This is a genomic window from Phormidium sp. FACHB-592, assembly GCF_014695795.1.
Taxonomy (GTDB): Bacteria; Cyanobacteriota; Cyanobacteriia; order Leptolyngbyales; family Leptolyngbyaceae; genus Stenomitos.
The window spans coordinates 272215-297800 of the sequence record NZ_JACJOZ010000074.1; the positions used below are offsets into that span (position 1 = coordinate 272215).

General features: G+C 49.0%; 21 protein-coding genes. 13 read left to right on the forward strand and 8 right to left on the reverse strand.

Features of this window, described 5'->3' with window-relative positions; genetic code table 11:
• The first annotated feature begins 20 nt into the window (after positions 1-20).
• Entirely contained in the window at positions 21-2126 is a 2106-nt protein-coding gene (locus H6F86_RS20100; RefSeq protein WP_190450468.1) for a thioredoxin domain-containing protein, read from the forward strand.
• Positions 2127-2320: 194 nt separating this feature from the next.
• Here the strand turns inward: H6F86_RS20100 and H6F86_RS20105 are convergent, their stop codons facing one another.
• From H6F86_RS20105 to rpsB, 6 genes are all read right to left on the reverse strand, one after another.
• Positions 2321-3085, reverse strand: coding sequence for a TVP38/TMEM64 family protein (locus H6F86_RS20105; protein ID WP_347240753.1), 765 nt, complete (start codon positions 3083-3085; stop codon positions 2321-2323).
• Positions 3069-4037 (reverse strand): arsenosugar biosynthesis arsenite methyltransferase ArsM, encoded by a 969-nt coding sequence (arsM, locus tag H6F86_RS20110; protein WP_190450469.1) that lies wholly within the window; start codon positions 4035-4037, stop codon positions 3069-3071. Before arsM ends, H6F86_RS20105 begins: the two co-directional genes overlap by 17 nt.
• A 199-nt stretch (positions 4038-4236) precedes the next feature.
• The gene (locus tag H6F86_RS20115; protein WP_190450470.1) at positions 4237-5157 is read right to left on the reverse strand and encodes a DMT family transporter; all 921 of its coding nucleotides are present in this window, start codon (positions 5155-5157) and stop codon (positions 4237-4239) included.
• A gap of 11 nt (positions 5158-5168) precedes the next feature.
• A complete protein-coding gene (locus tag H6F86_RS20120; RefSeq protein WP_190450471.1) occupies positions 5169-6689 on the reverse strand; it encodes a site-2 protease family protein in 1521 nt (506 codons plus the stop codon).
• A 356-nt stretch (positions 6690-7045) separates the two neighbouring features.
• A complete protein-coding gene (tsf, locus tag H6F86_RS20125) occupies positions 7046-7717 on the reverse strand; it encodes a translation elongation factor Ts (protein WP_190450472.1) in 672 nt (223 codons plus the stop codon).
• Between the two features lie 97 nt (positions 7718-7814).
• On the reverse strand, positions 7815-8609 hold the full coding sequence (gene rpsB, locus H6F86_RS20130) for a 30S ribosomal protein S2 (RefSeq protein ID WP_190450473.1): 795 nt from the start codon (positions 8607-8609) through the stop codon (positions 7815-7817).
• A 400-nt stretch (positions 8610-9009) separates the two neighbouring features.
• Between rpsB and H6F86_RS20135 the strand changes: the two genes are divergently transcribed.
• Together H6F86_RS20135 and H6F86_RS20140 are read left to right on the forward strand one after the other, a co-directional pair.
• A complete protein-coding gene (locus H6F86_RS20135) occupies positions 9010-9318 on the forward strand; it encodes an SMI1/KNR4 family protein (protein ID WP_190450474.1) in 309 nt (102 codons plus the stop codon).
• A gap of 446 nt (positions 9319-9764) precedes the next feature.
• Positions 9765-11315, forward strand: coding sequence for a mercuric reductase (locus H6F86_RS20140; RefSeq protein ID WP_190450475.1), 1551 nt, complete (start codon positions 9765-9767; stop codon positions 11313-11315).
• A gap of 131 nt (positions 11316-11446) precedes the next feature.
• Here H6F86_RS20140 and H6F86_RS20145 read toward each other — a convergent pair whose 3' ends face one another.
• Both H6F86_RS20145 and H6F86_RS20150 read right to left on the reverse strand, forming a co-directional pair.
• The gene (locus tag H6F86_RS20145) at positions 11447-12190 is read right to left on the reverse strand and encodes a DUF2382 domain-containing protein (RefSeq protein ID WP_190450476.1); all 744 of its coding nucleotides are present in this window, start codon (positions 12188-12190) and stop codon (positions 11447-11449) included.
• A gap of 142 nt (positions 12191-12332) precedes the next feature.
• Positions 12333-13250, reverse strand: coding sequence for a DUF2382 domain-containing protein (locus tag H6F86_RS20150; protein ID WP_190450477.1), 918 nt, complete (start codon positions 13248-13250; stop codon positions 12333-12335).
• 668 nt (positions 13251-13918) lie between these two features.
• On the opposite strand from H6F86_RS20150, the gene H6F86_RS20155 reads away from it, so the two are divergent.
• The 10 genes from H6F86_RS20155 to H6F86_RS20200 all read left to right on the forward strand — a co-directional run bounded on the left by H6F86_RS20155 (position 13919) and on the right by H6F86_RS20200 (position 25545).
• Entirely contained in the window at positions 13919-14563 is a 645-nt protein-coding gene (locus tag H6F86_RS20155) for a hypothetical protein (RefSeq protein ID WP_190450478.1), read from the forward strand.
• Between the two features lie 253 nt (positions 14564-14816).
• Complete coding sequence (locus H6F86_RS20160) at positions 14817-15860, forward strand: hemerythrin domain-containing protein (RefSeq protein WP_190450479.1); 1044 nt, start codon at positions 14817-14819, stop codon at positions 15858-15860.
• A gap of 688 nt (positions 15861-16548) precedes the next feature.
• Entirely contained in the window at positions 16549-17031 is a 483-nt protein-coding gene (locus H6F86_RS20165) for a rhodanese-like domain-containing protein (RefSeq protein ID WP_190450480.1), read from the forward strand.
• A gap of 130 nt (positions 17032-17161) precedes the next feature.
• A complete protein-coding gene (locus H6F86_RS20170; protein ID WP_190450481.1) occupies positions 17162-17713 on the forward strand; it encodes a DUF6658 family protein in 552 nt (183 codons plus the stop codon).
• Between the two features lie 332 nt (positions 17714-18045).
• Positions 18046-18699, forward strand: coding sequence for a DUF6658 family protein (locus H6F86_RS20175; RefSeq protein ID WP_190450482.1), 654 nt, complete (start codon positions 18046-18048; stop codon positions 18697-18699).
• A 409-nt stretch (positions 18700-19108) separates the two neighbouring features.
• Positions 19109-20206: a glycosyltransferase family 9 protein gene (locus H6F86_RS20180; protein WP_242033608.1), complete on the forward strand. Its 1098-nt coding sequence runs from the start codon at positions 19109-19111 to the stop codon at positions 20204-20206.
• Positions 20203-21471: a helix-turn-helix domain-containing protein gene (locus H6F86_RS20185; protein WP_190450483.1), complete on the forward strand. Its 1269-nt coding sequence runs from the start codon at positions 20203-20205 to the stop codon at positions 21469-21471. Before H6F86_RS20180 ends, H6F86_RS20185 begins: the two co-directional genes overlap by 4 nt.
• A 363-nt stretch (positions 21472-21834) precedes the next feature.
• A complete protein-coding gene (locus H6F86_RS20190) occupies positions 21835-22827 on the forward strand; it encodes a glycosyltransferase (protein WP_190450484.1) in 993 nt (330 codons plus the stop codon).
• Entirely contained in the window at positions 22824-24785 is a 1962-nt protein-coding gene (locus H6F86_RS20195; RefSeq protein ID WP_190450485.1) for a glycosyltransferase, read from the forward strand. The genes H6F86_RS20190 and H6F86_RS20195 overlap by 4 nt, the downstream gene beginning before the upstream one ends.
• 34 nt (positions 24786-24819) lie before the next feature.
• Positions 24820-25545 (forward strand): SDR family oxidoreductase, encoded by a 726-nt coding sequence (locus H6F86_RS20200; protein WP_190450486.1) that lies wholly within the window; start codon positions 24820-24822, stop codon positions 25543-25545.
• Positions 25546-25586: the final 41 nt, after the last annotated feature.

Below are 25586 nucleotides of genomic sequence, written 5' to 3' on the forward strand. Positions count from 1 at the left end.
ATGTTGCGTGTGTGCCCGTTATGACCAATCGCCTTGCCCAAGCCAACAGCCTCTACCTGCGGAAACATGCAGAAAATCCGATTGACTGGTGGTCTTGGTGTGACGAGGCGCTTGACACCGCTCGACGCGAAAACAAGCCGATTTTTCTTTCGATTGGCTACTCTAGCTGCCACTGGTGTACGGTCATGGAGGGGGAAGCCTTCTCTGATGGGGTTATTGCTGATTACATGAATGCAAACTTTCTGCCCATCAAGGTCGATCGCGAAGAGCGTCCCGATCTAGACAGCATTTATATGCAGGCAGTGCAACTCATGATTGGGCAGGGTGGCTGGCCTCTCAACGTCTTCATCTCACCAGATGATTTAGTGCCCTTTTACGGCGGCACCTACTTTCCAGTCGAGTCACGTTACGGGCGACCGGGCTTTTTGCAGGTACTCCAGTCTATTCGCCAGTACTACGACACGCAGGCAGATAAACTGCAAGCTATGAAAGGTGAAATCCTAACGCACCTTCAGGAAGCGGCGACGTTTAACGTGGCACTGTCAGTCGAAGCCGATCTCTTGCAGCGCGGGCTAGAAGCCAATACTGGCATTCTTGCGTCCCCCAGACCCGGTCCTCGCTTTCCGATGATTCCCTATGCGGACGTAGCGCTGCGATCGACACGCTTCTCCCTTGCCTCACTGCATAACGCCAGCGATGTGAGTCGTCAGTGGGGGCTTGATCTTGCGCTAGGCGGCATTCTAGATCACGTGGGCGGCGGTTTTCATCGTTATACGGTTGACTCAACCTGGACGGTGCCGCACTTTGAGAAAATGCTCTACGACAATGGACAAATTGTGGAGTATCTAGCGAATGTGTGGGCTTCTGGGATGCAGGAACCGGCGTTTGAACGAGCGATCGCCCGTACCGTGCAATGGCTCCAGCGCGAACTGACTGCCCCCGAAGGCTACTTCTACGCCGCTCAGGATGCCGATAGCTTTACTGATCCCACGACTGCTGAACCAGAGGAAGGCGCTTTCTATGTCTGGGATTATCAAGCACTGGTCGAGTTTTTAACGCTGCCGGAACTAGCAGAACTGGCAGAGCAATTTACCGTAACGGACAGCGGCAATTTTGAGGGTTTCAATGTCCTGCAACGACGGCACCCCGGTACACTCACTGAATCTCTCGAAAAAACGCTCGGCAAGCTCTTTCTCATTCGCTACAGCGCTCCTGCTGAAGCCCTTTCTACGTTTCCGCCTGCTCGCAATAATGAAGAAGCGAAAGGTACAGGCTGGGCAGGTCGCATTCCTCCTGTGACCGATACGAAAGCGATCGTTGCCTGGAATAGCCTGATGATCTCTGGTCTTGCTCGTGCTGCCAGTGTGTTTCAGCAGCCGTCATACCTGACACTTGCCGCTAACGCTGCCCATTTTGTCCTCCAGCATCAATGGGTTGAGGGACGCTTCTATCGCGTCAATTATGATGGCAAGCCTGATGTCCTAGCGCAATCGGAAGACTATGCGCTGTTTATCAAAGCCCTGCTGGATCTAGATCAGGCTTCCGTTAGCGTTCAGGGATCAAGCATTCGAGGATCCCTGAACGAAGAGCCTTCTGCCTCACTCCCCACTCCCCACTCCTTCTGGCTTGATCGCGCTGTCGCACTACAAGCAGAATTTGACGAATTTCTCTGGAGCATTGAGCTTGGTGGCTACTACAACACGGCTGCCAGCGATAACCTGCTGCTGCGTGAACGGAGCTACATTGACCAAGCCACACCCTCTGCAAATGGCATTGCGGCAGCCAATCTAGTCCGCTTGTCACTGCTCACTGAAGATTTGAGCTATCTCGACAAGGCAGAGCAAACGTTGCAAGCATTTGGTAGTGTGCTGGAGCGATCGCCTCAGGCGTGTCCCAGCCTTTTTGCAGCGCTCGACTGGTTCCACAACCATGTTCTGATCCGTACGACAGCAGAACAGCTTGCCGTACTCTCGCTGCAATATGTGCCCACGGCTGTTTTCAAGCTGGAGTCTGACTTGCCTACTGGTGCCGTTGGCTTGGTTTGTCAGGGTCTTAGCTGTCAGGAACCCGCCCTTACTCAGGAACAGCTACAGGAACAGGTGCGGCTCAGTCAGGTGAGGGGCTAGTGTCGCTTTGGCAAGACAGGATGGGCTGTTCTCTTGCCAATCAGCAGCTTTCGGTCATGATCCCAACGTTGAACAAAGCCGAAAAGGATGAAGGATGAATAGAAGCCCTTGCTCAAAGGATGTTTCAAGGTTTAGGTCTGTCCTAACGGTCTCTTCGACTGCTAGAGAAACGAGCGGTTGAGTCGGTGCGATCGTTAAGCGTCCACTTTCTCAGCCAGCGCCTTCTGCGCCATACGAGTCACGTAAATTGTGACTGCAACTGTTGCCATTAAACCAACGAGGCGCACTGCCCATTGCATCGCTGGATCGGTCGGCTCACTGCCAATTCTGGCAAGATCGCCTGCCAGGGAACCGACGTAGGCATACAGCACTATGGCAGGAAGCATTCCGATCGACCCCAGCGCATACGCTTTGAGCGAAACGCCTGTGATGCCAAAGGCGTAGTTCAGCAAATTGAACGGAAAAAGGGGCGAAAGACGGGTGAGCAGGACAATTTTGAACCCTTCGTTGGCAACCGCTCGGTCGATCGCCGCAAAGTTTGGCTTCCCTTCAATCGTTTTGCTGACCCACCCCCGTGCCAGATAACGACCCACCAGAAAAGCGGCGATCGCACCCAGCGTTGCCCCAATAAAAACATAAATGGCACCTAACCACACTCCAAAGACCGCGCCTGCACCTAGGGTGAGGATTGAGCCAGGTAGGAAAGCCACTGCTGCCACAATATAAAGGGCAATAAAAGCAGCGCTGCCTGCTAGACCCAAACCTTCAATCCACTGCAAGGTATGACGAAGTAGATCGGTAGGATTCAAGGCTGGCGAACTCTCGGCACTTTGAGCGAGTGCAGGCGAAGCAATCAACCAGGCGATCGTACTCACGCTCAACCCATAAATCCACTGCAAAACGCGGCTTTGGAGGATGCGACTGGAGTGCATAAGGGTTGCTTTAGCAGCATCCGCCACCGTTGTAGTGCCAGGTAGAATCTGTCACAATCACATCTTGCGGAAATTGCAAGGCTAACTTTGCCGCTGTTTTATCGCAGACCGCTAAGGGATTGCCGCGTTGCAGCAGATGCCCGGCGCGATCGTCCAACTGCGGTTCCACACCACTGTAAATAGCGGTTTTGCCAGTAAAGACACAGGCACCATCCTCTGGTATCGGTGCTTTGAATGAAACGGAATCAAGGCTTTCTAGCAGGAGGGGAGTATCTAGGTTGTAACTATGTGCATCGAGCAGGCGATAGGGACGACGAGCGCGAATCTCAATCTGCCCAAAGCCAATTTCAATCAAATGTTGGATGTAGGCATCGTACGTCAAAGCTCCTGAGAGGCAAAGGGCACGTAACCGTTCATCTTGCTGAAGGTGGAGTGGTATGGGACGAGTGGCGATCGGGTCACTCATAATCAGCCGTCCACCGGGCTTTAGCACCCGATAGGCTTCAAGCAGTGCTCGTTTCAGATCGTCCGGCTCAAAAATATTGAACAGGCAATTTTGCGCCACCACATCTACTGAAGCATCTGGTACAGGCAGTGCAAAGGCATCTCCCGCCAAAACTTTGACAAAAGCAGGATCAAACCAATCGTTGTCCTGCGTTGCAAGCTGTAAGTTGCGAGTGGCAGCCTGTCGCATTTCAGGCACCGGATCAACCGCAATCACACCGCCCGGTTGACGACAGAAATAGGCAAACTGAAGTGCTTCAATCCCGCCTCCTACACCGATATAGAGTACAGTAGGCGAGCCAAATAGCTCTGTTGGATGCACCGTTGAGCCACACCCATAGTTCATCTCTTGCATAATGGTTGGGATCTTTAGTCCCGGCAGTCGAGGTGGTGGGGTGCTCACACAGCACAAGCCAACTTGAGGGGTTTCAGCCGCTTCAGCATAGAATTGGGCGGTGGTTTCTAGATAAGTCATAGATTCAGTTTGAGGTGGTCAAAGCAAACATCAAAACGTAACGATGAGAAGCAATACTGCTTTGCTCCAGAGGCAGCTTGTTAGTCTAAACGGCTGTTGTAGATTAAGTGACAATCTATAGTTTAGATAACTCAGCGTGTACTGACTCTGGCTACAGACTGTTGCTCTTGAGGGCTAACCTAGTTGCTCATCAAGTTGCTCACAAAATTCGTGATGCAGCGCTGATTTGAGTCCGTTTTCCCAGTGCCACGCAGGCAATGACTCCCAAGGCAAAAACCAAGGTTGTCCTTGTTAGATGCTCACCCAGCAAGATTGTGGATGCCATGATGGTCAGAAACGGCTGAAGTAGCTGAACTTGTCCGACACGCGCCACGCCGCCCAGAGACAGCCCTCGATACCACGCGAAAAACCCCAGGAACATGCTGAAGAGGCTGAGATACAGGAAACCCAGTACGGCACCCGCTGAAACGGTTGAGAAATTGGAGGGTGCGTGTTGCCACACGATTGGAAGCAGTAGCGGTGCTGCCAAAACGAGCGACCAACAAATAACCTGCCACGAGCCGAAGGTGCGCGATAGCACTGCGCCTTCTGCATACCCTAACCCAGCCGCCGCTACTGCTCCTAGTAAAGCCAGATCTGCTAATCGGATGGAGCCACTTCCTGATAGCAACGAAAAGCTAATGACTAAGGCACTGCCTAAACCTGCAAAAACCCAGAAGGGCAAGGACGGACGCTCATCTGCCCGCCACACGCCACACAGTGCTGTCGAGAGCGGTAATAGTCCTGTAATAACGGCTCCATAAGAAGCGGGTGCATCTCGCATGGCGATCGCAGACAGCAACGGAAACCCAATGACAACGCCAGCAACAACGATGCAAAAGTTGGGTAAAAATTGCAGCGGCGGGATTGTTTGGCGCGTGACGACTAGCGAAATGAATGACAATCCGGCTGCCACGATCGCTCGACCTAACCCAACAAAGACTGGATCGAATCCTGAAACGGCAATGCGAGTGGCTGGTAACGTCAAACTAAAAATCAGTACGCCTAAAAAGCCATAAACGAAACCTGACAACTCGTTCTGAGACTGTGGACGAGTGATTCTGCCTGTTTGATCGTTCATCCGTTCTCGCACTAGCTACCAATACCCAACCGCCCAGCAAGGCTAGGAGTTAGTGGTAATAGTGTCACGATCGTTAAGAACAGTGCCAATAAGCCAAGCGCGGCTCTAGTGTCGTTGGGTTCAGTTAGTTCGTTTTGACTGGGGCGTTCGAGTTCGCGTTGCAGAAACAGCACCACGACTGCCCAATACAACGCCAGTGGATTCACGATCGATGCAAGTCCTAGTATGACGATGGTGCCGATGGTGGTGCGCCCAGCAATCTTGCGACCATAAATTGCTTGCACGATGCGCCCGCCGTCTAGCTGCCCCGCTGGTAATAGATTGAGTGCTGTAATGACTAGCCCCAGCCAGCCCAGAATGACTAGTGGATGCACATCGACAAGCGACTCTTGGAGCGACTCTTGCAGCACAACGCGCGTCAGGGTACCCACTAAAATGGAGCCTTGAAAAAACTCCGTTGGCACCTGGAACAAGCTGCCTTTATGCGAGAGTAGCAGCCCAGACACCAGCATCACCAGCGAGAGAATGCCGCCAGCTGCGGGACCCGCGATCGCAATATCAAACAGTGTGCTGCGGTTGGGCAAAACCGACTCAAACCGGGTAATGGCACCAAACGATCCAATTTGCCAGGTGGGAATAAAGAAGGGCAGGCTAAGACGGACTTGATAACGCTTTGCCATCACCCAATGCCCGACCTCATGGACTGCAAGCACGCTAAGGAGGCCGGCTGCCAGAGGCAAGACCTCTGCAAGGCGGTTGGGAGCCGTAAAGAAATCGAAGCCAAGCATTAAGCCTCCGGTTTCCAGGGTGGCAGCGATCGTTGCCAACAGCAGCATGACTGCCATTCCCTTTTGAAAGAGTGTTGATGGCTGCGGATCACGGCTACTGGGTAGCACAATGACGACAGGCTTGCCGTCTTGCCCTTCTACTAAAAAGAGACGATAGCGCGGCTGTGCTGGATCTGTTTCACTGACACCGACCTTTGCTTGCAACTGTTCCGAGAGACGAGCGAGGGTTGCGTCTGCCTCGCCCCGCAAATTTCCTCGCAAGATCACGCCTTCCTGGTAAGGAATGGTTTCAGTGACAAAGAACGTGTCAATACCAAAAATGCTCTGAATGACTTTTAGATCGTCGGCTGGGATGGGAACCATCTCGTCTTCGATGGCTGCCACTGTTACAGGGTTAGCAGGTTCCGAAACACTGGCTTCTGCACTAGCAGGATCACTGGGACTGCTGTTCTGTTCATCAGCGATCGCTGTGGCACGCTGAGTAAGCGCTTCCGTTTGGGCAAGCGATCGAAGTTGCTTCCCTAAATAGATATACAGCCCGGTCGAAAACAGGAAGAGAAACAACACACTCACAAAATTGAGGTAAATCCCCACTACGGAGAGGCTAAAAAACAGTAGCCACGGCGAAATCAGCACAACTGACTGAAACCAGGCAACTAGTCCCAATTTGCCAAGCGGTCGAGCGCGATAAAAGCCCAAGCCCAGGAAACCCAGCGCTACCAGTACAGTGATCGCAGTAATCATTCACAACCCTTTCCAAGACGCGTTTTGGCACTCTCAAACATGAAATGCCTTTTCTTAAATCTACCTGAATCAGGCACGGTCGCAACCATGCTTACAAGAAAGGCAGCCCTAGAGGACTGCCTTTCTTGGGATCGTGAATTTAATCAAGCCGCAAACTGTACAGGCGGGTTTAGCAGACCAAGCTGCATCCTGCAATGGCTTTGACAGCAAAACCTGCCTGTACTAAATAGCGAACTTATTCCATTCCTTGCTGCTTTTAGACCGATTGACTTGAGCGATCGAACGTTAGTTTTCAGCTTCTTTGTTGCCGTTGCCTTACTCTTTCGTTGCTTCAAGCGTCTCTTTAGTGAAGCAGCTTACGTAGTAGGGGCAGCGGTACCCAGTTGGGCAGCCACTTCAGCCGCAAAGTCTGTCTCTTCTTTCTCGATGCCTTCGCCCAAAACAAAGCGAACAAAGCGACGCACCTGGATATTTTCACCCAGTTGAGCGACGTTTTGCTTCACTAGCTCATCAACCGTGATGTTTTGATCGCGGATGTAGGGCTGGTCAAGCAAGCAAAGCTCTTTCAAGCGCTTTTCAATCCGTCCCTGCACAATTTTCTCTTTGATTGCTTCTGGCTTATTGCCGAGGTCATCACGACCCATCTCGATCGCCTTTTCCCGCTCCACAATTTCGGCGGGGATGTCAGCAATTTTCACGTACTCGACTTGCTGCGATGCCACAATCTGTTTGGCGATGTCTTGCACCAACTTTTTGAACGCTTCGTTGCGCGCTACGAAGTCTGTTTGGCAGTTCACTTCAACCAACACACCAACACGGCTACCCGTGTGAATGTAGCTATCAATGATGCCTTCAGCCGCTACTTTGCTTGCTTTCTTCTCAGCCGAAGAAATCCCTTTTTTGCGAAGCCAATCAGCCGCTTGCTCCAGGTCACCATCAGTTTCTTTGAGCGCTTTTTTGCAGTCCATCATGCCTGCGCCCGTTTTTTGGCGCAGTTCACCGACTAATTTTGCTGTGATTTCCGCCATTGCCTTTTACTCTGAATAGTTTTTAGTTTTTAGTTTTAGTTTTTAGTTGCTAGTTGTCAGAGTCTCTAAAAACCAACAACTAGCAACTAACCACTCTCTACACTGCGGTTTCTTCGCCAGCTTCGGGAATAAACGAGGTATCGTTATCTTCGTAATCGAACTCTTCCTCGCCGCCTTCGTAGTCTTCGTATTCGTCTTCGGACTCAAGCTGACCGTGACGACCTTCGTAGATCGCATCTGCCAATCTGCCTACGATCAGCTTAATAGAACGAATGGCATCATCGTTTGCTGGAATGGGCACATCGACCAAATCGGGATCGCAGTTGGTATCGAGCAATGCCACGATCGGCAGTGAGAGCTTCTGGCATTCCTGCACCGCGTTGTACTCGCGCTTTTGATCCACCATGATGATGATATCAGGCACTTTCCGCATGGCTTTGATGCCGCCCAGATACTTCTGTAGCTTTTCCAACTCGCGTCGTAGTACAGAAGCTTCTTTCTTGGGCAGCAGATCGAGTCCACCCGTTTCTTCACGGCGCTCTAGCTCTTTCAGGCGATCGACCCGCGTTTTAATCGTCACCCAGTTGGTCAGCATCCCGCCCAACCAGCGTTGATTGACGTAGTAGCCGCCGCAACGAGCCGCTTCCTGGGCAATGATCCCTGCTGCCTGACGCTTGGTGCCAATGAAGAGAAACTTCTTGCCCTGCTCAGACGCAGTACGGACGTAGTTATAGGCTTCATCCATTAACCGGGCGGTTTGCACCAGATCAATGATATGCACACCATTCCGCGAGGTGTAGATATATGGGTCCATTTTGGGGTTCCAGCGACGGGTTTGGTGCCCAAAGTGAACCCCAGACTCTAACAATTGAGCCAACGAAACAACTGGCATTTAATTTGAACTCCTGATTCGGGTTAATCCTCCATCCAGGAGCATCTTTGAGCAGTCAGCGGTTAGCAGTCAGTGGTCAGCTTTAAGAGAAACTCTTGGACTGATGGCTGATAGCTAGTAGCCGATGGCTAAAAAACACCCGAAATCCTGGATGTGCGATTTTAGACAACTTCTCTAGGTTAGCATCAAACGGTATCTGGGATGGCATCGAGCAGTAGGGAAATCACTCCTGTGCAGCCGATTGGAGAGGCTATCTTGCACGGTAAAACTGCTAACCGGATTGGTGCGATCGGGACACCTTTCGAGACGTAGCGCTCAATGTGTCTCAAGCCATGTCTCGAAAAGACTCTCACAAAGCCTTAGATCTTATGGAACATCGCTCTTTTACAAAGGTTGCTTTATGTACTTGAACAAAGCCATCGAACTGTTTCCGGTCTTTTGCCATGAAACTCAGAAATCGTATGAGTTAAAACCTTCTAATGAACGTCAAATTGAGCTGTACGAAGCAGAAATCCAGCTCCCTTTACCCAAGGCTTACAAAGAGTTTCTCCTCTGGCTAGGAGAGAGTGCTGGGGGGTTTATGAACTCTTACGTTCTGATCGGTAATTGCCTACGCCGCAATCGAGAAGAAGCACCCGAAATGATGGCGGAGGATGGCTGTCCAGAGTTGCTGCCTGAGGATGCGATTGTCTTTGCCTGGTATGGATAAGGACAGGGGTTTGGCTTTATCCGCGCCTCTGAGGGAGACAATCCACCGGTTTACTTTTACGATGATACTAAAGGCAGGATTGTGCAGACTGATCCGAATCTAGAGGCTTTTGTCATTGGTTACATGGATGCTTTCTTAGACAACATCGTGAAACGAAAAGAGTGGAGCCGATCATTGAACAATGGTTAATGTGGGTGCTGGATGCGCCAGTACGACGGTTCACTTTATAGCGCAATCCTCATCCTGTGGGTGCTCGTTCCGTCTTAAAACATAAAACTGCTAATGCTACAGAGAACGAGTGGCTTGATAAAACGGCGTACAACAGAGTGATCGTTGGTTAAGCTCGTTATCCTTGTTACTATGGCGTGACGACTCAACATGACCCGCGCTACATCAGTTATTGAACCTGATCGTCAAACAGCGTCTTGCGCTCAAAGAGTGAATTTATGACACCTTCAATCAGACAGGAACCAGCGCTTCAGCCGTTGAATGAGTACAATCAGGTGCTCATGGCTCATGTTCATCCACCCGATTGGGTCAATCCTAAACCGGCGGCTGTCTACGATCTAGTAGTGCTGGGGGCTGGTACGGCTGGGCTAGTCGTGGCAGCTGGTGCGGCTGGGCTAAAGGTCGGTTTGAAGATTGCCCTGATTGAAAAAAGTCTGCTGGGAGGTGATTGCCTCAATATTGGCTGTGTGCCATCTAAGTGCGTGATTCGCTCGTCGCGGGTCGTTGGTGAAATGCAAAATGCTGCCTCGTTTGGCATTCACTCACTAGAGCACATCGACATTGATTTTGCGGCTGTGATGCAGCGAATGCGACAGATTCGGGCTGGCATCGGTGATCACGATTCAGTCGATCGATTTAGCAAGTTGGGCATTGATGTCTTTTTAGGCAGAGCAACATTTGTTGATGGAAACACGATCGCCGTTAACGATAGCCAGTTGCGCTTTAAGAAAGCGGTCATTGCTACAGGTGCCCGTGCCACTCGCCCTGAGATTCCCGGACTGGCAGAAGCAGGCTACTTGACCAACGAAACGATTTTTTCCCTTACTGAATGCCCAAAACGGTTAGCAGTAATTGGGGGCGGACCGATCGGCTGCGAAATGGCTCAGACATTCCATCGGCTGGGTAGTAATGTGACCATTCTGCATAAAAATGAACAGTTGCTCGATCGTGAAGATGCTGATGCCGCCGCGATCGTGCAGCAACAATTCTTGCAAGAGAAACTTCACTTGCTTCTGGATTGCAGCCTGGAAAAAGTAGAAAAAACAGAGGCGGGGAAAGTCATTCACTATCGCCAAAACGGTGCTGTAAAAACCGTAGTAGTGGATGAGATTCTGGTAGGAACTGGACGGACACCCAATGTTGATGGGTTGAATCTAGAAACGGTAGGCGTTAAGTATGACGCTCATCAAGGTGTGGTAGTGAATGACTATTTGCAAACCACCAATCCCCGCATTTATGCTGCTGGAGACATCTGCATGAGCTGGAAATTTACCCATGCTGCCGATGCCGCTGCCCGTATTGTGATCAGAAATGCGCTGTTTTGTCCCTTTGGTCTGGGACGCAGCAAACTAAGCAGTCTAGTAATGCCCTGGGTAACGTATACCGATCCAGAGATTGCCCATGTTGGACTGTATGAGTCAGAGGCGCAAGCGCAAGGCTGGGAGACCGGTACCATCATGATTCCATTCTCTGATGTCGATCGTGCCCTGGCAGATGGTGAACCGGAGGGGTTTGTTAAAGTCTTACACAAGCGAGGCTCAGACAAGATTTTAGGTGCCACGATCGTAGCCCGTCATGCAGGAGAGATGATCAGCGAGATCACATTAGCGATCGTGACTAAACAGGGCTTTAACGCTATCTCTAAGGTGATTCATCCTTATCCTACGCAAGCAGAAGCAATCAAAAAAGCGGCAGATAAGTATCTTCAACGCGCGCTTCTAAATCCCCGCACTCAATTCTTGCTTAAACTCTTGAAACGGTTTAGCTAGTGATGTCGTTGGGATGCTTCTAGCCTGGATTTGATTTGTTATAAGAGTGACTAAGTAGGGCGGCGATCGTTACTGTCATGCAATTCCATCTAATCGACTCGTTATAAAGCGCTTGCTTCAATCAACTGACGTTAATCGACGGAAGCACTATTGCTAGAGTAGCGATCGAACCATTGCTGATAAAGCTGCGCCTGTTCTGCACCCTCTACCACGAGTTTAATTTGTACCGTTTGGCAATCTACATCCGACTGGGCAGATGCGATCGTTCCTAAAAATTGGCTTGCTGCTTTGATTGAACTAAAGGTGCCACTGACGGTTGTTGGCAGCGATGCAGTAGAATGATTTGCCAACGAAACACCATCAAGATCAGACTCCTTTAAGTCGAGCACAGCGAGCTGTCTTGTTTCTAAGCCAACTTGTTCAATAATTAACTTCTCTCGCCGTACTGGCACTTCAACCATATACGTTTCAATTTCTTTACGAACAATGACTTCACCAATTTTACGACGCTGGCGATCCACAACTAACCGTTCTTCCAAAACCTGAACCACCAATTCCTCTGCTACCGTTGGTGCCGCAAGCGGTTGCGGTTGCCTTTGAACGTTAACTGCCTGATGATTGTAAGTATCGACACGCGCTGGCTCTACTGACGGTACTGGCGGATAGGAGCGATCGCGATCGACAACGGGTGTTTGAGTCTGAGAAAGGTTTGCCAAAGCCTCATCGACCTGATTATTAGTCGGTGCTGCTACCGACTTCACCTCTTCTCTAAACTCTAAGGGTGCCGATGCTTCTAAGGGTGCTGATGCCTCTAGGGGCATAGAATCTAAAAACGTAGGTTGGTTGGAATTATTTTTAGGTTTTTTAGGTGCCATAACGCTTCCAAAACTTTTGTGTAGTTGTAAAAATTTAGGTTTGAACGAAAGTGCAGGCAAAGCTATATTGCCTTTACCTGCACTTGTAATTCCTGTCTAATTAGCCACTAGAACTAGACTGACGTTTCTGTAGCTCGCCAGTTTAGAGTCCCTTTTTAGTCTGCTTGTTAGGAGTTTGGTCAACAACTGGACGACCTTGAGTATCGATATCCAGTTCCTCACGACGAAGCTGCTCTTCAGCCTCAACGGTGTCGTGATCGACTTCTTTACGGATGCTTACGTTCTCACGAACGATGGTTTCTTTATGGATGTCAGGAACTTCTTCGTAGACTTCCATACGAGCAACTTCGCCTTCATGGAAATTAGCGGCAGCTGCATCAACAGGCGTACCAACATTGCTTCCTGCTGTCCGCTCAATGACAACACGCTCGTGCTCAACGGGTACTGATACACGTGCGGTTTCAGTTTCCACCCGTTTGTTAACTGCAACTTCGCCAGTCTTTTGACGGGTTTTATTGGCAATCAAGCGTTCTTGATAAAGTTTGATGTTTTGGTGATTAGCTTCGTTGAGATCATAGAGATCTGGATCGCGATCGTAGCTGTAGGTATCGCGACTGTAAGCTGTAGCTTGAGCCGATTGATTAAGGGGAGCGTTACCTAGTGAAGCCGATTGATCAAGAGCCGCAGTGCTACCAGCAGTTGGTGTAGCACCTGAGCGGTAAGAGCCACGTACACGCTCTTCATGGTCATAATCAACAGTTGCTTTTTCGTCGAACTCAGGCAAGCCTTCTACTTGTTCTCGGCTGAGGTTGTCTGCATAAATCCGGTTCTCTTGGTAAGAGATCCGAGCGCGACCGATTGGGAGCAACACTTTCTTGCCGAAAACCCAAATACCTGTGTTGACCACTAAATAGCGGAAGTTGCCTTGTTCATCAACCAAAAGGTTGTCAACGGAGCCAACTTTTTCATTGCCACTGTAAAGATCGAAACTCAAAAAATCTTGGTTGTCGAAATGCTGGCGATAGTCTGGATCGAAGTCTTTGATTTTATAGAGAGCCATGTTTTTTCCTCTTTTCTCTTAACGAGTGCGAGCGTTCTTGTACGACTATAGAAATTTGTTTCTTGCCTTACCTCCCTCTAAAAGAAGATCCGATGCCTTTACCTGTTTTTAACAAAGAGTGAAGCAGCAAAATTTTGCAGTTGCTTAATAAGACGCTCTTTATATTTGTTTATAATCTTGTTTTCAAAGAGATACCCACAATTGAAGCTAGATATAGATTCAAGAGAGCGGAGAGCAAAGATTAGCAAGGCAACTTTAACTACCAGCAGCTTGTAAATATAACTACGATTCAGTTCCTTAAACTCTACTTAATAAAGAGAGGAACGCTAAGCTGTAAAGATGATTTAAGGCAGCATCACACTGAATTGGTAGATACTCCACAAGTAGTAAGTCTACAGATTAAGTAATATATTGGTCTTCAAAAAAGCAGCACTCAAGCGCTTGGCTGTCGGCTTGTCGTCCTAAATGCATAGTGGCAAAAGCGGTCACTCAATGCTGCGCCTGTTGCGTCTATAGACTGCTAAATAAACTTTACAGCCTTGCTTAGTAGTTTATGCCTGTGGATAGGGGTAGGCAGATCAACTGTTGCCTACTCTATTTACATTCCCCTGCTGCAATTAATCCCATTTGATGCAGGAACCAGTGTAAATGAGTTAAAGGCATAAACTATGGCATACGCAGATAGACCTATCAATAACGTGGTAGAGCGCTCCACTCTTCCTGTCGCCGATTACCACGATCGCGTACGGTGGGGTCCAATCATTGCTGGTCTCGTTGTTGCTCTAAGTACTCAGTTAGTGTTGAGTGCGTTAGGCGCTGCGATCGGCTTGTCTAGCATTTCTGGTTCAGGGTCTCCTCGGTCAGATGCAGGTGGTGTAGGTTCCGCTGTTGGTATTTGGGCAATTATCAGTCTGCTCATTTCGCTCTTCCTGGGCGGCTGGACAACGACTCGTGCTTGTGGACCCATGAATCGCAGCACTGGCTTACTGAATGGTGCCATTCTTTGGGCAACGACCTTAGCAATCAGCGCCTGGTTGCTTTCTAATGGTGTTGCAGGTGCGTTTGGTATTGCGGCATCAAATGCTGGTGAAGTAATTAACCAGGCGCAGCAGTCTGGAGCTGGTCTTCCTAATCCGGCTGCCTCTCCCGATGTAAATGTAACCGCTCAGCAGACCCGTGATATTGCTGGGAATGCCGCTAAGGTCGGTTGGTCTTTTGCAATTGGCTCTTTGCTAGGTCTGGCATCATCGTTGATTGGTGCATCGATCGGTACTCGTAGTCCCCGCACTACTACAACTACAACAGTGCAGTAGTAAGAGTACCCGCTTAAATTCTGTCCCGTTTAGATTCTGCTCGTTGATGCTTTAGCTGTTCTACGACAACACTGCTAACTGTTCTTGCTGTTTATACAGGCTATTAGTTAGCAGCTTTGTCGAAGCAGAGGCAGTCTTTCATAGACAAATATTGCTAGTTCATTAATGGCTTTCGCTGTAAAAGCTGTTACGAATTTGATTTTGTCCGATTTCCTAATCCTTCACTAATCCTTCAGAAGAAAGAGAGTAACTAATGGTTTCCACACTAAACGACGCAAAACGTGCTGCAATTGGTCAGCAACTTGCTAGCATCAAAGCGATTCAAGAGCTGTTGATCAGCAACGAACAAACGCTGCTTCCTACGATTCCCGATGCCAACATCCGCGATCGTTTCCAAGACATGCTTAAGGATGACCAAAAAAACCTGGGCATCTTGGATACGGTAATCGTCCAGTACGGTATTAAAGAAGAACCGAAAGAAACGGTAACTGAACTCGTAGAGAAAGCGAAGCAACTAGCTGAAGGCTCAGAGCTATCTCTGTATGAGAAAGTGTTTCAGCACGAGTTACTTAAGCATCAACAAGCCATGAGTGGCATACTCGTGCACAAGGCAGCACAAAAGGTTGGCGCTGATGTTGAAGCGGCGATCGCTCCCCTCAACACAGTCAACTTTGAGAACCGTGCTCACCAAGAGCAACTAAAAGGTGTGCTTGAAGTCTTAGGTGTACGTGAGCTAACTGGAGAAGAAGCTGATCAAGGCTTGTGGGCACGAGTGCAAGATGCAGTAGCAGCCGTAACAGGCGTAGCAGGCAGCGTCATTACTCAAAACTCTGACAAGTCTGACATGAACATTCAGGACGTGATTCGCATGGATCACCAGAAGGTTAACGTCCTCTTTACTGAACTTAACCAATCGAATGATCCGCAGAAGATCCAAGAGTACTTTGGTCAAATCTACAAAGACTTGACGGTTCATGCTAAAGCAGAAGAGCAAGTTGTTTATCCTGCAATTCGCTCTTTCTACGGCGACCACGATACTCAAGAGCTATACGATGAGCAGGCTCAGATGACAGTCTTGCTGGATGAAATCAAGTCGCTGAATCCTGCTGATTCTCAATTTAAGACCAAGGTTAATCAGCTCAAAGATATTGTCATGGATCACGTCCGGCAGGAAGAGAGCACTATGTTCGCCGCTATCCGCAATAACTGTAGCAGCGACCAAAGTGAACAGATGGCAACTCAATTTAAAGCAGCGAAAAGCCAGCTACAAGATCAGCTAAAGGCTGCCCTTCACTAAGCTTTAATTGTTTAGTTGTTACCTAAAAGACCATTGGGGCGTACATAAGTGCGCCCCTTTCCTTTAAACATATTTACTCTTACTCTAACGTTTGAGTAAATGTACTCCTGTTTCTAAGTAGCTGAGCGTAATTATCTATAAACTCATTTCGATTGCGCGTTTGACGTTTCGCCTAAGCTCAATGTCGAAGCCTAAGGGTCCTTCGGTATGGACTCTCAGGTCAAAAGCTCAGACCAAAGTCTTAATGCTCTCAGTTCTTTTATGTCGGCGGGTTGAGCGCAGTCGAAACTCAGTCTCTCAGTGGTGCTTAATTTAGCCCTTCTACTTAAGAAATTTCTTAAAAAAAGGGTTGGTATAATCTACCAACCCAACGAGTACGGATTTATGAGCTTACTGTGCATTTCGTTTGCACTGTTTTATGCTAATGACGTGCGCAGGCAGTTTCATCATCTAAGTTAATGAGATACCGCTTAATCATGTAAAGCGAAAAGGTGTATTTCCATACCTTACACACGTCTAGATTAAGCAGTGGTTGAGAAAATCAAAGCTAATATTTTTCTGTTTCCTAGGCTTATTCTATTGAAATCAAACTTTATTCTACCGGGAGAAATCCTCATCCTCTGGGAAGAGTACTCACCTAAAGTTTATTGTTATTGTTAACACTGACGTTACGTATTTATTAACAGCCATGGGAAACCTTGAAGATGCTATCAAGTCAGCAAAAGATGCTCTACCTAACATAACTCCTACACCACCTGGTTTTAAAACTGAGTCATCGGCTCATGATTTGAAATCGCGTTTAGAGTGGGGCGAACCTGCGCTTACGATCCTTGATGTACGCGATCGTGAATCCTTCAATGCGGGTCACATCATGGGAGCGATGCCCATGCCTCCAGATAAGTTGGTTGGTGACACGATTCCAATTGCTAAAGAGCGTGATATTTACATTTATGGCGCGACTGAAGAAGAATCGACGCAGGCAGCGACCAAGTTAAGAGAAGCGGGTTACACCAATGTAGCTGTGATTAAAGGCGGTCTAGAAGCCTGGAAAGAGATTGCTGGCTCTACCGAAGGCACAGAAGAAATTGCTCACCCCGGTTCTGATGCTTACAACGTCGTTTCTCGCGTTGCCCTTCATCAAGATCTTGAGCGCAAAGAAGACCAACAATAGTAAGGCGAAGTCTTCCAACGCTCTCAGGCATAAAAGCTTAACTGAAGGAATTGGACCAGGCACGCAATTAAGACTGTTGAATCTTTTTGATTTAACCGTCTGACCTATGTAGAAATGAGGAAATGGATTTATGGATACACTTTTTGCCTTTTGTAAACGGCTGCATCTTGGCAAGCTTTTTACTGCTTTTGCAGCAAGCTTTCTGCTGCTTTTAAATGTTGCTTGTAGCAACGGAACTGCTACTGGCGCTCGTCCTAACAATCCGCCGGTGCAAATGGGTGGACAAAACAACCCCCACAAAGGTGGCGGAGACGGTTATACCGAGTACAAAATGTCTACCGATTCTGCTGTTAAAAAGCGCGATCGTGCTGATCTTCCGGGATTAGGGCTGTTAGCTGCAAACCCTAAGCAAACAGAACGCTCTATATCCGACCAAGTTGTTTCGGCTCGTAAGAATTCCAATGCAGGCACAAGTACAAGCCAGCCTGGAAATCCGACGAGAGACACGGTAAAAGAAGCGAAGCAAATTCCAGAGAAGGCGCAAGAGGTGATCGATCGCAGTGATCCAGATGTCAAAATTTTGGAAAAAGCAGGTCAAACGTTCAAAGAAGCTGGCAAGCATTTGACCGGTGACACTGAGAAGGCGATCGACCAATCGGGTGTAGTACAGTCTGATCGTTAGCACCCCTCCTGGTTTTTAGTCAGGTTGAACCATGCAGTCGATCAATAGCCCCTCAATAACATTGTGAGGCTGTTTGCAAGGTTTTGACAGTTGAGTTCGTGACTACTGAAACGAAGTTCACCGTCGTAGGTTTACTTAATCATCCTAATGTTTCCGCCTGCGGCGGTAAGCTATATCCTTTCCAACATAGTTGCCTCAGTGCTCCTATAGCGTGAAAGTTTTAGTCTCTTAAGCAGTAGAAACGCGACTCTTTAAATTAAGCAGCCTTTAAAGATTGACTATAAGGTCTGACAAAGATTGAGCAACATAATTAGCACTAACGGAGTAATAGAATGAGCAAAGTTTTTTCCTTTTTTAAGGGCATTCAGTTGAGTCGGATTCTAATGATCGCCACGGTAAGTCTGTTGATGCTATTTAGTACCGCTTGCAGTCGTGCAAATGCAACCGATACATCATCAATGAAAAATCCTGGCGTTAAAGATCCCATTACTCCAGGTCAAGTTCAGCCCTATAAGGGTGGTATGAACAACTTTGAGGACGTTGACACAAATCGTCGCCTCGATAAAGGTAGTGTCGATGCGAAGGCTAAAGCCCTAAGAGATCGGGTACAGCGCAACATTGACGAGAAGAGCATTGATAGCCCTGAACAGTATGTTAAAAACTACCGCAGCGGCACACCCCTAAATGAGCGCATTGAAAACATTGGTGAAGATGTTTCTAAAGCAGCTGACGAGGCTAAGGATAGCCTAAAAGAGTTCAGCAATCGGGGTCCTAAGAATGTTGAGCGTAATGTGAAAGACGTACCAGAAAAAGCGTCGCGCGGTCTTGACCAAGCAAAACAAAATGTGGAAGCGGCTGGTAAGGACATCTCCCGTGGTGTTAAAGAGCCAATTGATAAAGCTGGTAAAGCGTTGAACCGTGCAGGTGAGGTTGCCAAAGACAAGGCGGCTGATTCGGCTAACGCTGTTGGTCGTTCAGTAGACTAAAGACTAAACTCTTTAGCAAATTCTGGAAATAAGTTAAGTAGTGCAAGCGTTTTGTCTATGGAGGCAAGATGCTTGCACTTCAGCTATAAACCTCAAAAATTTTAATGTAAGAAGCAAATGTTTTTTAAACTTGCTTGTAGCGTTAAGTACAGATACTAACGATCGAACGTCAAAACTGATAAAAATGAAGCCAAAGTTTCTCTAAATAACGTTGGAGTACGACTGGCTCTAAATTTAAAGGGTGCAGTTGCTCAAGGTTTTTCCTAGAAACTTGTTATAGAGAGAGTCATTCTTACCTTAACGCTGGTAACGTCGTCTGGAGCAAGACCAAATCTACAGATAGACGCGCAAGAAAGAATAAACCACTAAACTGCTGAACGTAGTAGTGAACTGAGCAGCTAACACTATTATGAATCAGCGGGCATCATCAAAAACCTCGATGTTCGAGCTAGAGCATCGTGCTAATTTCAAGCATATTGTGGTGGTACGATCGCTGGCTGGATTAGGGGACTTTCTCTGCATTGTCCCGGCGTTACGATCGCTGCGTACTGCCTTACCCTATGCCAAAATTACGCTGATGGGATTGCCAAAAATGCAGCCCTTGGTGGAACGGTTCCATCAGTATGTGGATGACCTACTGCCCTTTCCAGGCTATCCCGGTTTGCCGGAGCAAGCGCTACAGCTTCAGGCATTTCCTACTTTTCTTGCAACCGTACAGAAGAAACGCTTTGATTTAGCTTTGCAAATGCAGGGCAGCGGCATTCTGACAAACCCGCTCACCGTGTTACTGGGTGCCAAGCGTACTGCTGGCTTTTTTCTGACTGGGCAATACTGCCCCGAACCCAGTAGTTTTTTACCTTATCTACATGAGGAATCAGAGATACGACGTTATATCCGGCTGATGGAATTTTTAGGTCTACCCGCGCAAGGGGACGAGTTAGAGTTTCCACTTTGCGAGGCAGATTACAAGGCAATAGCGGCGATCGATGCAGCCCATTCTCTTCAGGTCGGGCGTTATATCTGCATTCATCCTGGTGCCAGTGTTGTCGATCGCCGTTGGTCTCCTAAGCGGTTTGCCATCATAGCAGATGCATTGGCGCGGCACGGCTATCAGATTGTGCTGACAGGATCATTAGAAGAGGTGCCATTGACGCAGGCAGTTGCCCGCTTTATGCAGGCTCCATCAATCAATCTTGCTGGTAGTACTAATTTGGGTGCTTTGGCTGTTTTGCTGAAAGGGGCGTGCTTGCTCATTTGCAACGATACGGGTGTTTCTCATTTAGCGGCTGCCCTCCAGGTGCCCAGTGTGGTAATCTTTACAACCTCTGATCCGGCTCGATGGGCACCCCTTAATCGCACGCGGCATCGTATCGTTTGTGCTGCGGAAAATGACACGTTGGCGGATGCGATCGCGCAAGCAGAAATGCTTTTACAACTGTCCCTTGTCTCTAAAGAAGCAACACTGGTGGGGCTGCAACGTGTGGAGCAAGGAGACACACTCGTATGACTCAGCAGTTTAAACAGGTGGCGATCGTCATTGCAGAGCGGCTCGCTCAACTTTTGGCAGCAAACGTTTCGGTATTGAACGAGCAAGGCACGGTAGTGGCAATGAGTAACCCTCATGCAGAAAGTGCCCTTCACGCCAAGCATGAGGCAATCGACGCTCCAGTTCTAAGCATTCCCATCCATTTTGATGGGCAAATGGGAGAGGTACTCATTGTTCGGTCAGCGCAAAGTGAAGCGATCTCGCTCCGTCCGGCGCAGGTGCTAGTGGAATTATTGCTAAGTCAAGCCACAGCAACGCGACCCGATCAGCATGAGCTGAAGAACAAATTTATCCATGATCTGTTACGCGGCTCTAACGCTAGCGAAGTCAACCTGCTACGAGAAGGTCAGATTTTGGGCATGGATCTCACCCGCCCTCGTGCCGTGCTTTTAATTGATGCCGCTGATTATATTCTGTCTACGATCGCCCTAAGAGAACTGGAACCATCGGCACAAATTTTGCGACGTGCCCAGCTTGTGATTAGCAGTGTAGTTAGCTTCTTTCACTTACCGAACGATACCATTTGTGCCTATATCGGCGATGGTGAAATCGCGGTACTTAAAGCCAGCAGTACACAAGATTTAGCGGCATGGACGAACGGCGAGGATGAACCAAGACACGTTGATGCCTCTTGGGCAAACCTAATTGCCCTGAAACGAGCTGGAGCAGCCTTGCTCGATCGGTTGCGAGGCGACACACGCACCACTATTAACATTGGCATTGGTCGCTATCACCCAACCTTAAAGGGGCTGGCATCTTCCTATCAAGATGCGCGTGCTGCACTATCGCTGGGTAAGCGGTTTTCCGGTCAAAATCAGGTTCATTGCTTAGATGGGCTAGGCATTGCTGCTTTTGTGGGTCTTTCTCATGAACGTACCAAGATTGATCTTGCTAGATATTTACTCAGCCCTCTGGATCAGGAATCTGAACTGCTTGAGACGCTGGATGTATTCTTTTTTGAAAATTGCTGCCTTTCAACAACTGCGAGTCGGCTGTCAATCCATCGCAATACGCTTAGCTATCGCCTGGAAAAAATCACCCTGCTGACTGGACTTGATCCACGTCGTTTTGATGCTGCCATGCAGATTCGGCTGGCTCTTTTTTTACGATCGCTCCACGGTGATGGGAATAAGTTGTGCAAATGCACAGTTGATGAACATTGGGATCAACCACATATTGGGCAAATATCCGATGAAAGTTGCCATGCAGCCATTCACTATAGATAGAGGCGTACTTAAATATGGGCTGTACAGCTAGATATTTGAGTTCTACTAAAACCATTTAAGCCAGACCCCATCTAAGTTCTATCCCTCAAGGACACTGTTAAAGATGGGAATGCATAGCAATAGGATGAGGGATGAGGGATAAATCGAAGCTCTTGCTCAAAGGACGCTTCAAGGTTTATGTCTGTCTTGACGTTCTCTTCAACTGCTATAGCGGCGTTTGGTAAGCACTCCTTTCTAGAGAACGGTTTAGTCCGTTTAAGTGGGCTATAACTCTAAGCCTACTACAGAAGCCCTCTACGGCTTGCAGGGTTCGTGTTACGAGCCGTGCAAACTCTTAAGTAAAAATTATTGTGTGTAATCGTCATGCGTCCATTACGCATCTTAACCTGGCATGTGCATGGGAGTTATCTTTACTACCTGACGCAATCCCGTCATCACTTTTACTTGCCTGTAAAACCAGGGCATCCTGAAGGTTATGGAGGGCGTTTGGGGGGACTTCCGTGGTCAGACAATGTGCATGATGTGCCTGCTGAAGCGGTGCGTGAGCAAGAGTTTGATTGTGTGCTGTTTCAGTCGCGCAAAAACTATCAGGACGATCAGTACGAGATCCTCTCGGCAGCCCAGCGCCAGTTGCCACGCCTTTACCTGGAGCATGATCCACCGCAAGAGCATCCAACCAATACGTGTCATCCAGTTGACGATGCAAATATCCTGTTAGTTCATGTCACACCGTTTAATGCGTTGATGTGGGACAGTCGCCGTACACCCACTTGTGTTATTGAGCATGGCGTTATGGTGCCAGATGTGCACTATACAGGTGAACTCGATCGCGGTCTGGTGGTAGTAAATGGCTTGCGATCGCGCGGTCGTCGGCTCGGTGCTGATATTTTTGAGCGCGTGCAGCAGCAGGTACCACTGGATTTGGTTGGCATGGGCACAAACAATGGTGGTTTAGGTGAAATCCCACATCTGCAACTGCCTGCCTTTCAGGCGCGGTATCGTTTCTTTTTTAATCCCATTCGGTATACCAGTCTGGGGTTGGCTGTCTGTGAAGCCATGATGGTCGGTATGCCGATCGTCGGTTTAGCCACAACTGAGATGGCAACTGTGATTGAGAACGGCGTTTCTGGCTATGTGGATACAGATATCGATCGCCTAGTGGCGGTGATGCAGCAGTTGCTTCATGACCCAGCAGAGGCGCATCGTCTGGGTGAAGGCGCACGCCGCTGTGCTGAAGAACGGTTCAACATCCAACGGTTTACCCGTGATTGGGATGCTGCGTTTGCACTGGCTACAGGTATGGAGGAGCGGCAACGTGACTCAACACCCCCTACGTTAGTACGAGGTAGAGCATGAAACGACGGCTTGCATTAATTAGCGAACACGCATCTCCCTTCGGTGTATTGGGTGGCGTTGACAGCGGCGGACAAAATGTCTACGTTGGGCAGCTTGCCAAACATTTAGCGGCAATGGGCTATACGGTGGATGTGTTTACGCGACGCGATCATACCCTTTTGCCAGAAATCGCTGACTGGGTCGATGGAGTGCGCCTGATTCATGTTCCTGCTGGTCCGGCAACCCACGTTCGCAAAGAAGATCTACTGCCGTTTATGGCAGACTTTACCGGGTATGTGCTTCAGTTTTGCAAGCGTCAAACTGTTACCTATGACCTCATCCACGCTAACTTCTGGATGTCAGGTCTGGTGGCAGCTGATGTCAAGCGACAGTTGGGCATTCCTTTTGTTATGACGTTTCACGCACTGGGTCGGGTGCGCCGTCTGCATCAGGGCAAGGCAGATGAATTTCCTGATGAGCGGTTTGCGATCGAAGACCGAATTGCGGCTGAAGCGGATGCCATTATTGCCGAATGCCCTCAAGATGAGGAAGATTTGTGCCAGCTCTATCATGCTGATCCTAGCAAGATTGTGATCATTCCCTGTGGGTTTAACCCAACGGAGTTTGAGCCACTAAGTAAGCCGTTGGCTCGCGTTGCTTTAGGGTTGCCTGCCAATGAGCGTGTCCTTTTGCAACTGGGTCGCATGGTGCCCCGCAAAGGTATTGATACAGTAATTCGGAGTCTGGCTCATCTGGTTCAGGACTACCAAACGCCCGCGCATTTGATTGTAGTTGGTGGTGATGGTAATGATTTTGACTCACGCATCACTGCCGAAGTGTCTCGGCTCAAGGCGATCGCTGCTGAGGTTGGAATCAGCGATCGCGTCATCTTTATGGGTCGTCAGCGGCGCGAAATGTTGAAGTATTACTACAGCGCTGCTGATGTATTTATCACAACTCCCTGGTACGAGCCGTTTGGCATTACACCAATCGAAGCGATGGCGTGTGGCACCCCTGTGATTGGTGCCAATGTGGGCGGCATTAAATTTACGGTGCGGGATGGCGAAACAGGTTATCTGGTGCCACCTAATGAGCCAGTGGCGATCGCTGAACGTCTGGCTTACCTTTATCAGCAGCCTGAATTGCTCTCTACCTTCCGACAGCAAGCGATCAAACGCGCTAACGCTTTGTTCACCTGGCAGACAGTCACGACTGCAATTGCACGCCTCTACGAGCGCGTTGTTGCGGAGAATCAACCCGAGCAGCGGTCTACTATTAATGCTCTGGCACTGATCGATCGCAGGTTCGAGGGTGCCTTAACCGCCCTACAAACATCACGGCAGCAGCTACAGGACTCAATTTTGTCAGCGGCAGCCATGCTCAGTGATTGCTTTCAGCAAGGCGGGAAAGTGCTGTTGTGCGGTAATGGTGGCAGCGCCGCCGATGCTCAACACTGTGCCGCAGAATTTGTGGGTCGTTTTCGGTGTGGAGACCGACCGGGCTTTCCAGCCATGGCGCTAACGGCAGATAGCGCAGTGTTAACTGCCTGGGCGAATGATATGGGCTATGACAATGTATTTGCGCGTCAAGTGGAGTCCTTTGGCAAGGCGGGTGATGTGCTGATCGGCATTAGCACTAGCGGACGATCGCAAAATGTGGTGCAGGCTTTTACAGTGGCACGATCGCTGGGAATGCAGACGCTTGCTATTTTAGGGGGCGATGGGGGCGAGTTGCGCTTGTTGGCAGACCATTGCTTGCTGGTGCCATCGTCTGAGCCGCAGCACATTCAAGAAGTACAAATTGTCATTATTCATCTGCTCTGTGAACTGGTGGAACAGTGGTTTGTGGCACCGTCATCTGTGGTGAGCCGTCAGCCCCTAGCAAACCATCTTCAGGCGATTGAGCGTCAGCTTGGTAAAGCGATTGCGCCTGACGGTAAAGCCATTGCGCCTGATCAGTTCCCAGCGCCCATCGGCTAATAGAAAGGACAAAAAGTGGAAGGAGACTTAAATTATGAATGAGCTAACTGGAAAAGTAGCACTGGTAACGGGTGGTGGACGTGGGCTAGGCGAAGCCATTTGCCGAATGTTGGGTACTGAAGGTGCGATCGCGATCGTGGCAGATATTCGTGAAGAGTTAGCTGAAACCATCGCCTTAGAGATTCAGGCAGATGGCGGTAAAGCCAAAGCGATGCGGTTAGACGTTTGTGATGAACATCAAGTAGAAATAGCCGTCGCAGAAATTGTGAGCGAATTTGGTCGGTTAGATATTCTGATTAATAATGCGGGTACTGATGTCACCTTGCCAGTGGATGAATTGACGATCGCCGAGTGGGATCGTGTGCTGGCAGTCAATCTGCGTGCGCCATTCGTCCTTTCAAAACAGGTGTTACCCACCATGCAGCAACAGAAACGAGGGCACATTATTAACATTGCCTCTACGGCATCGAAGCGTGCCTGGGCAAATGCATCTGCCTATCACGCTAGCAAATGGGGTCTTTTAGGCTTTAGCCATGCCCTTCATGTGGAAGCCCGTCCTCATGGGATTAAGGTTACGGCTGTGCTAGCGGGTGGAATGCAAACACCCTTTATTCTCGATCGCTTTCCCGATACTCCTCTGGAGAAACTCCAAGATCCCAAAAACGTTGCAGATACCATTCGCTATGTGCTGTCTCAACCAGAGGCAACGGTAATCCCTGAAGTGATGGTGTTGCCCATGCAGGAATCATCGTGGCCGTAAAAAAGGTGAGGGTCAGGAGTCAAGAGTCAGAAGTAGGAAGC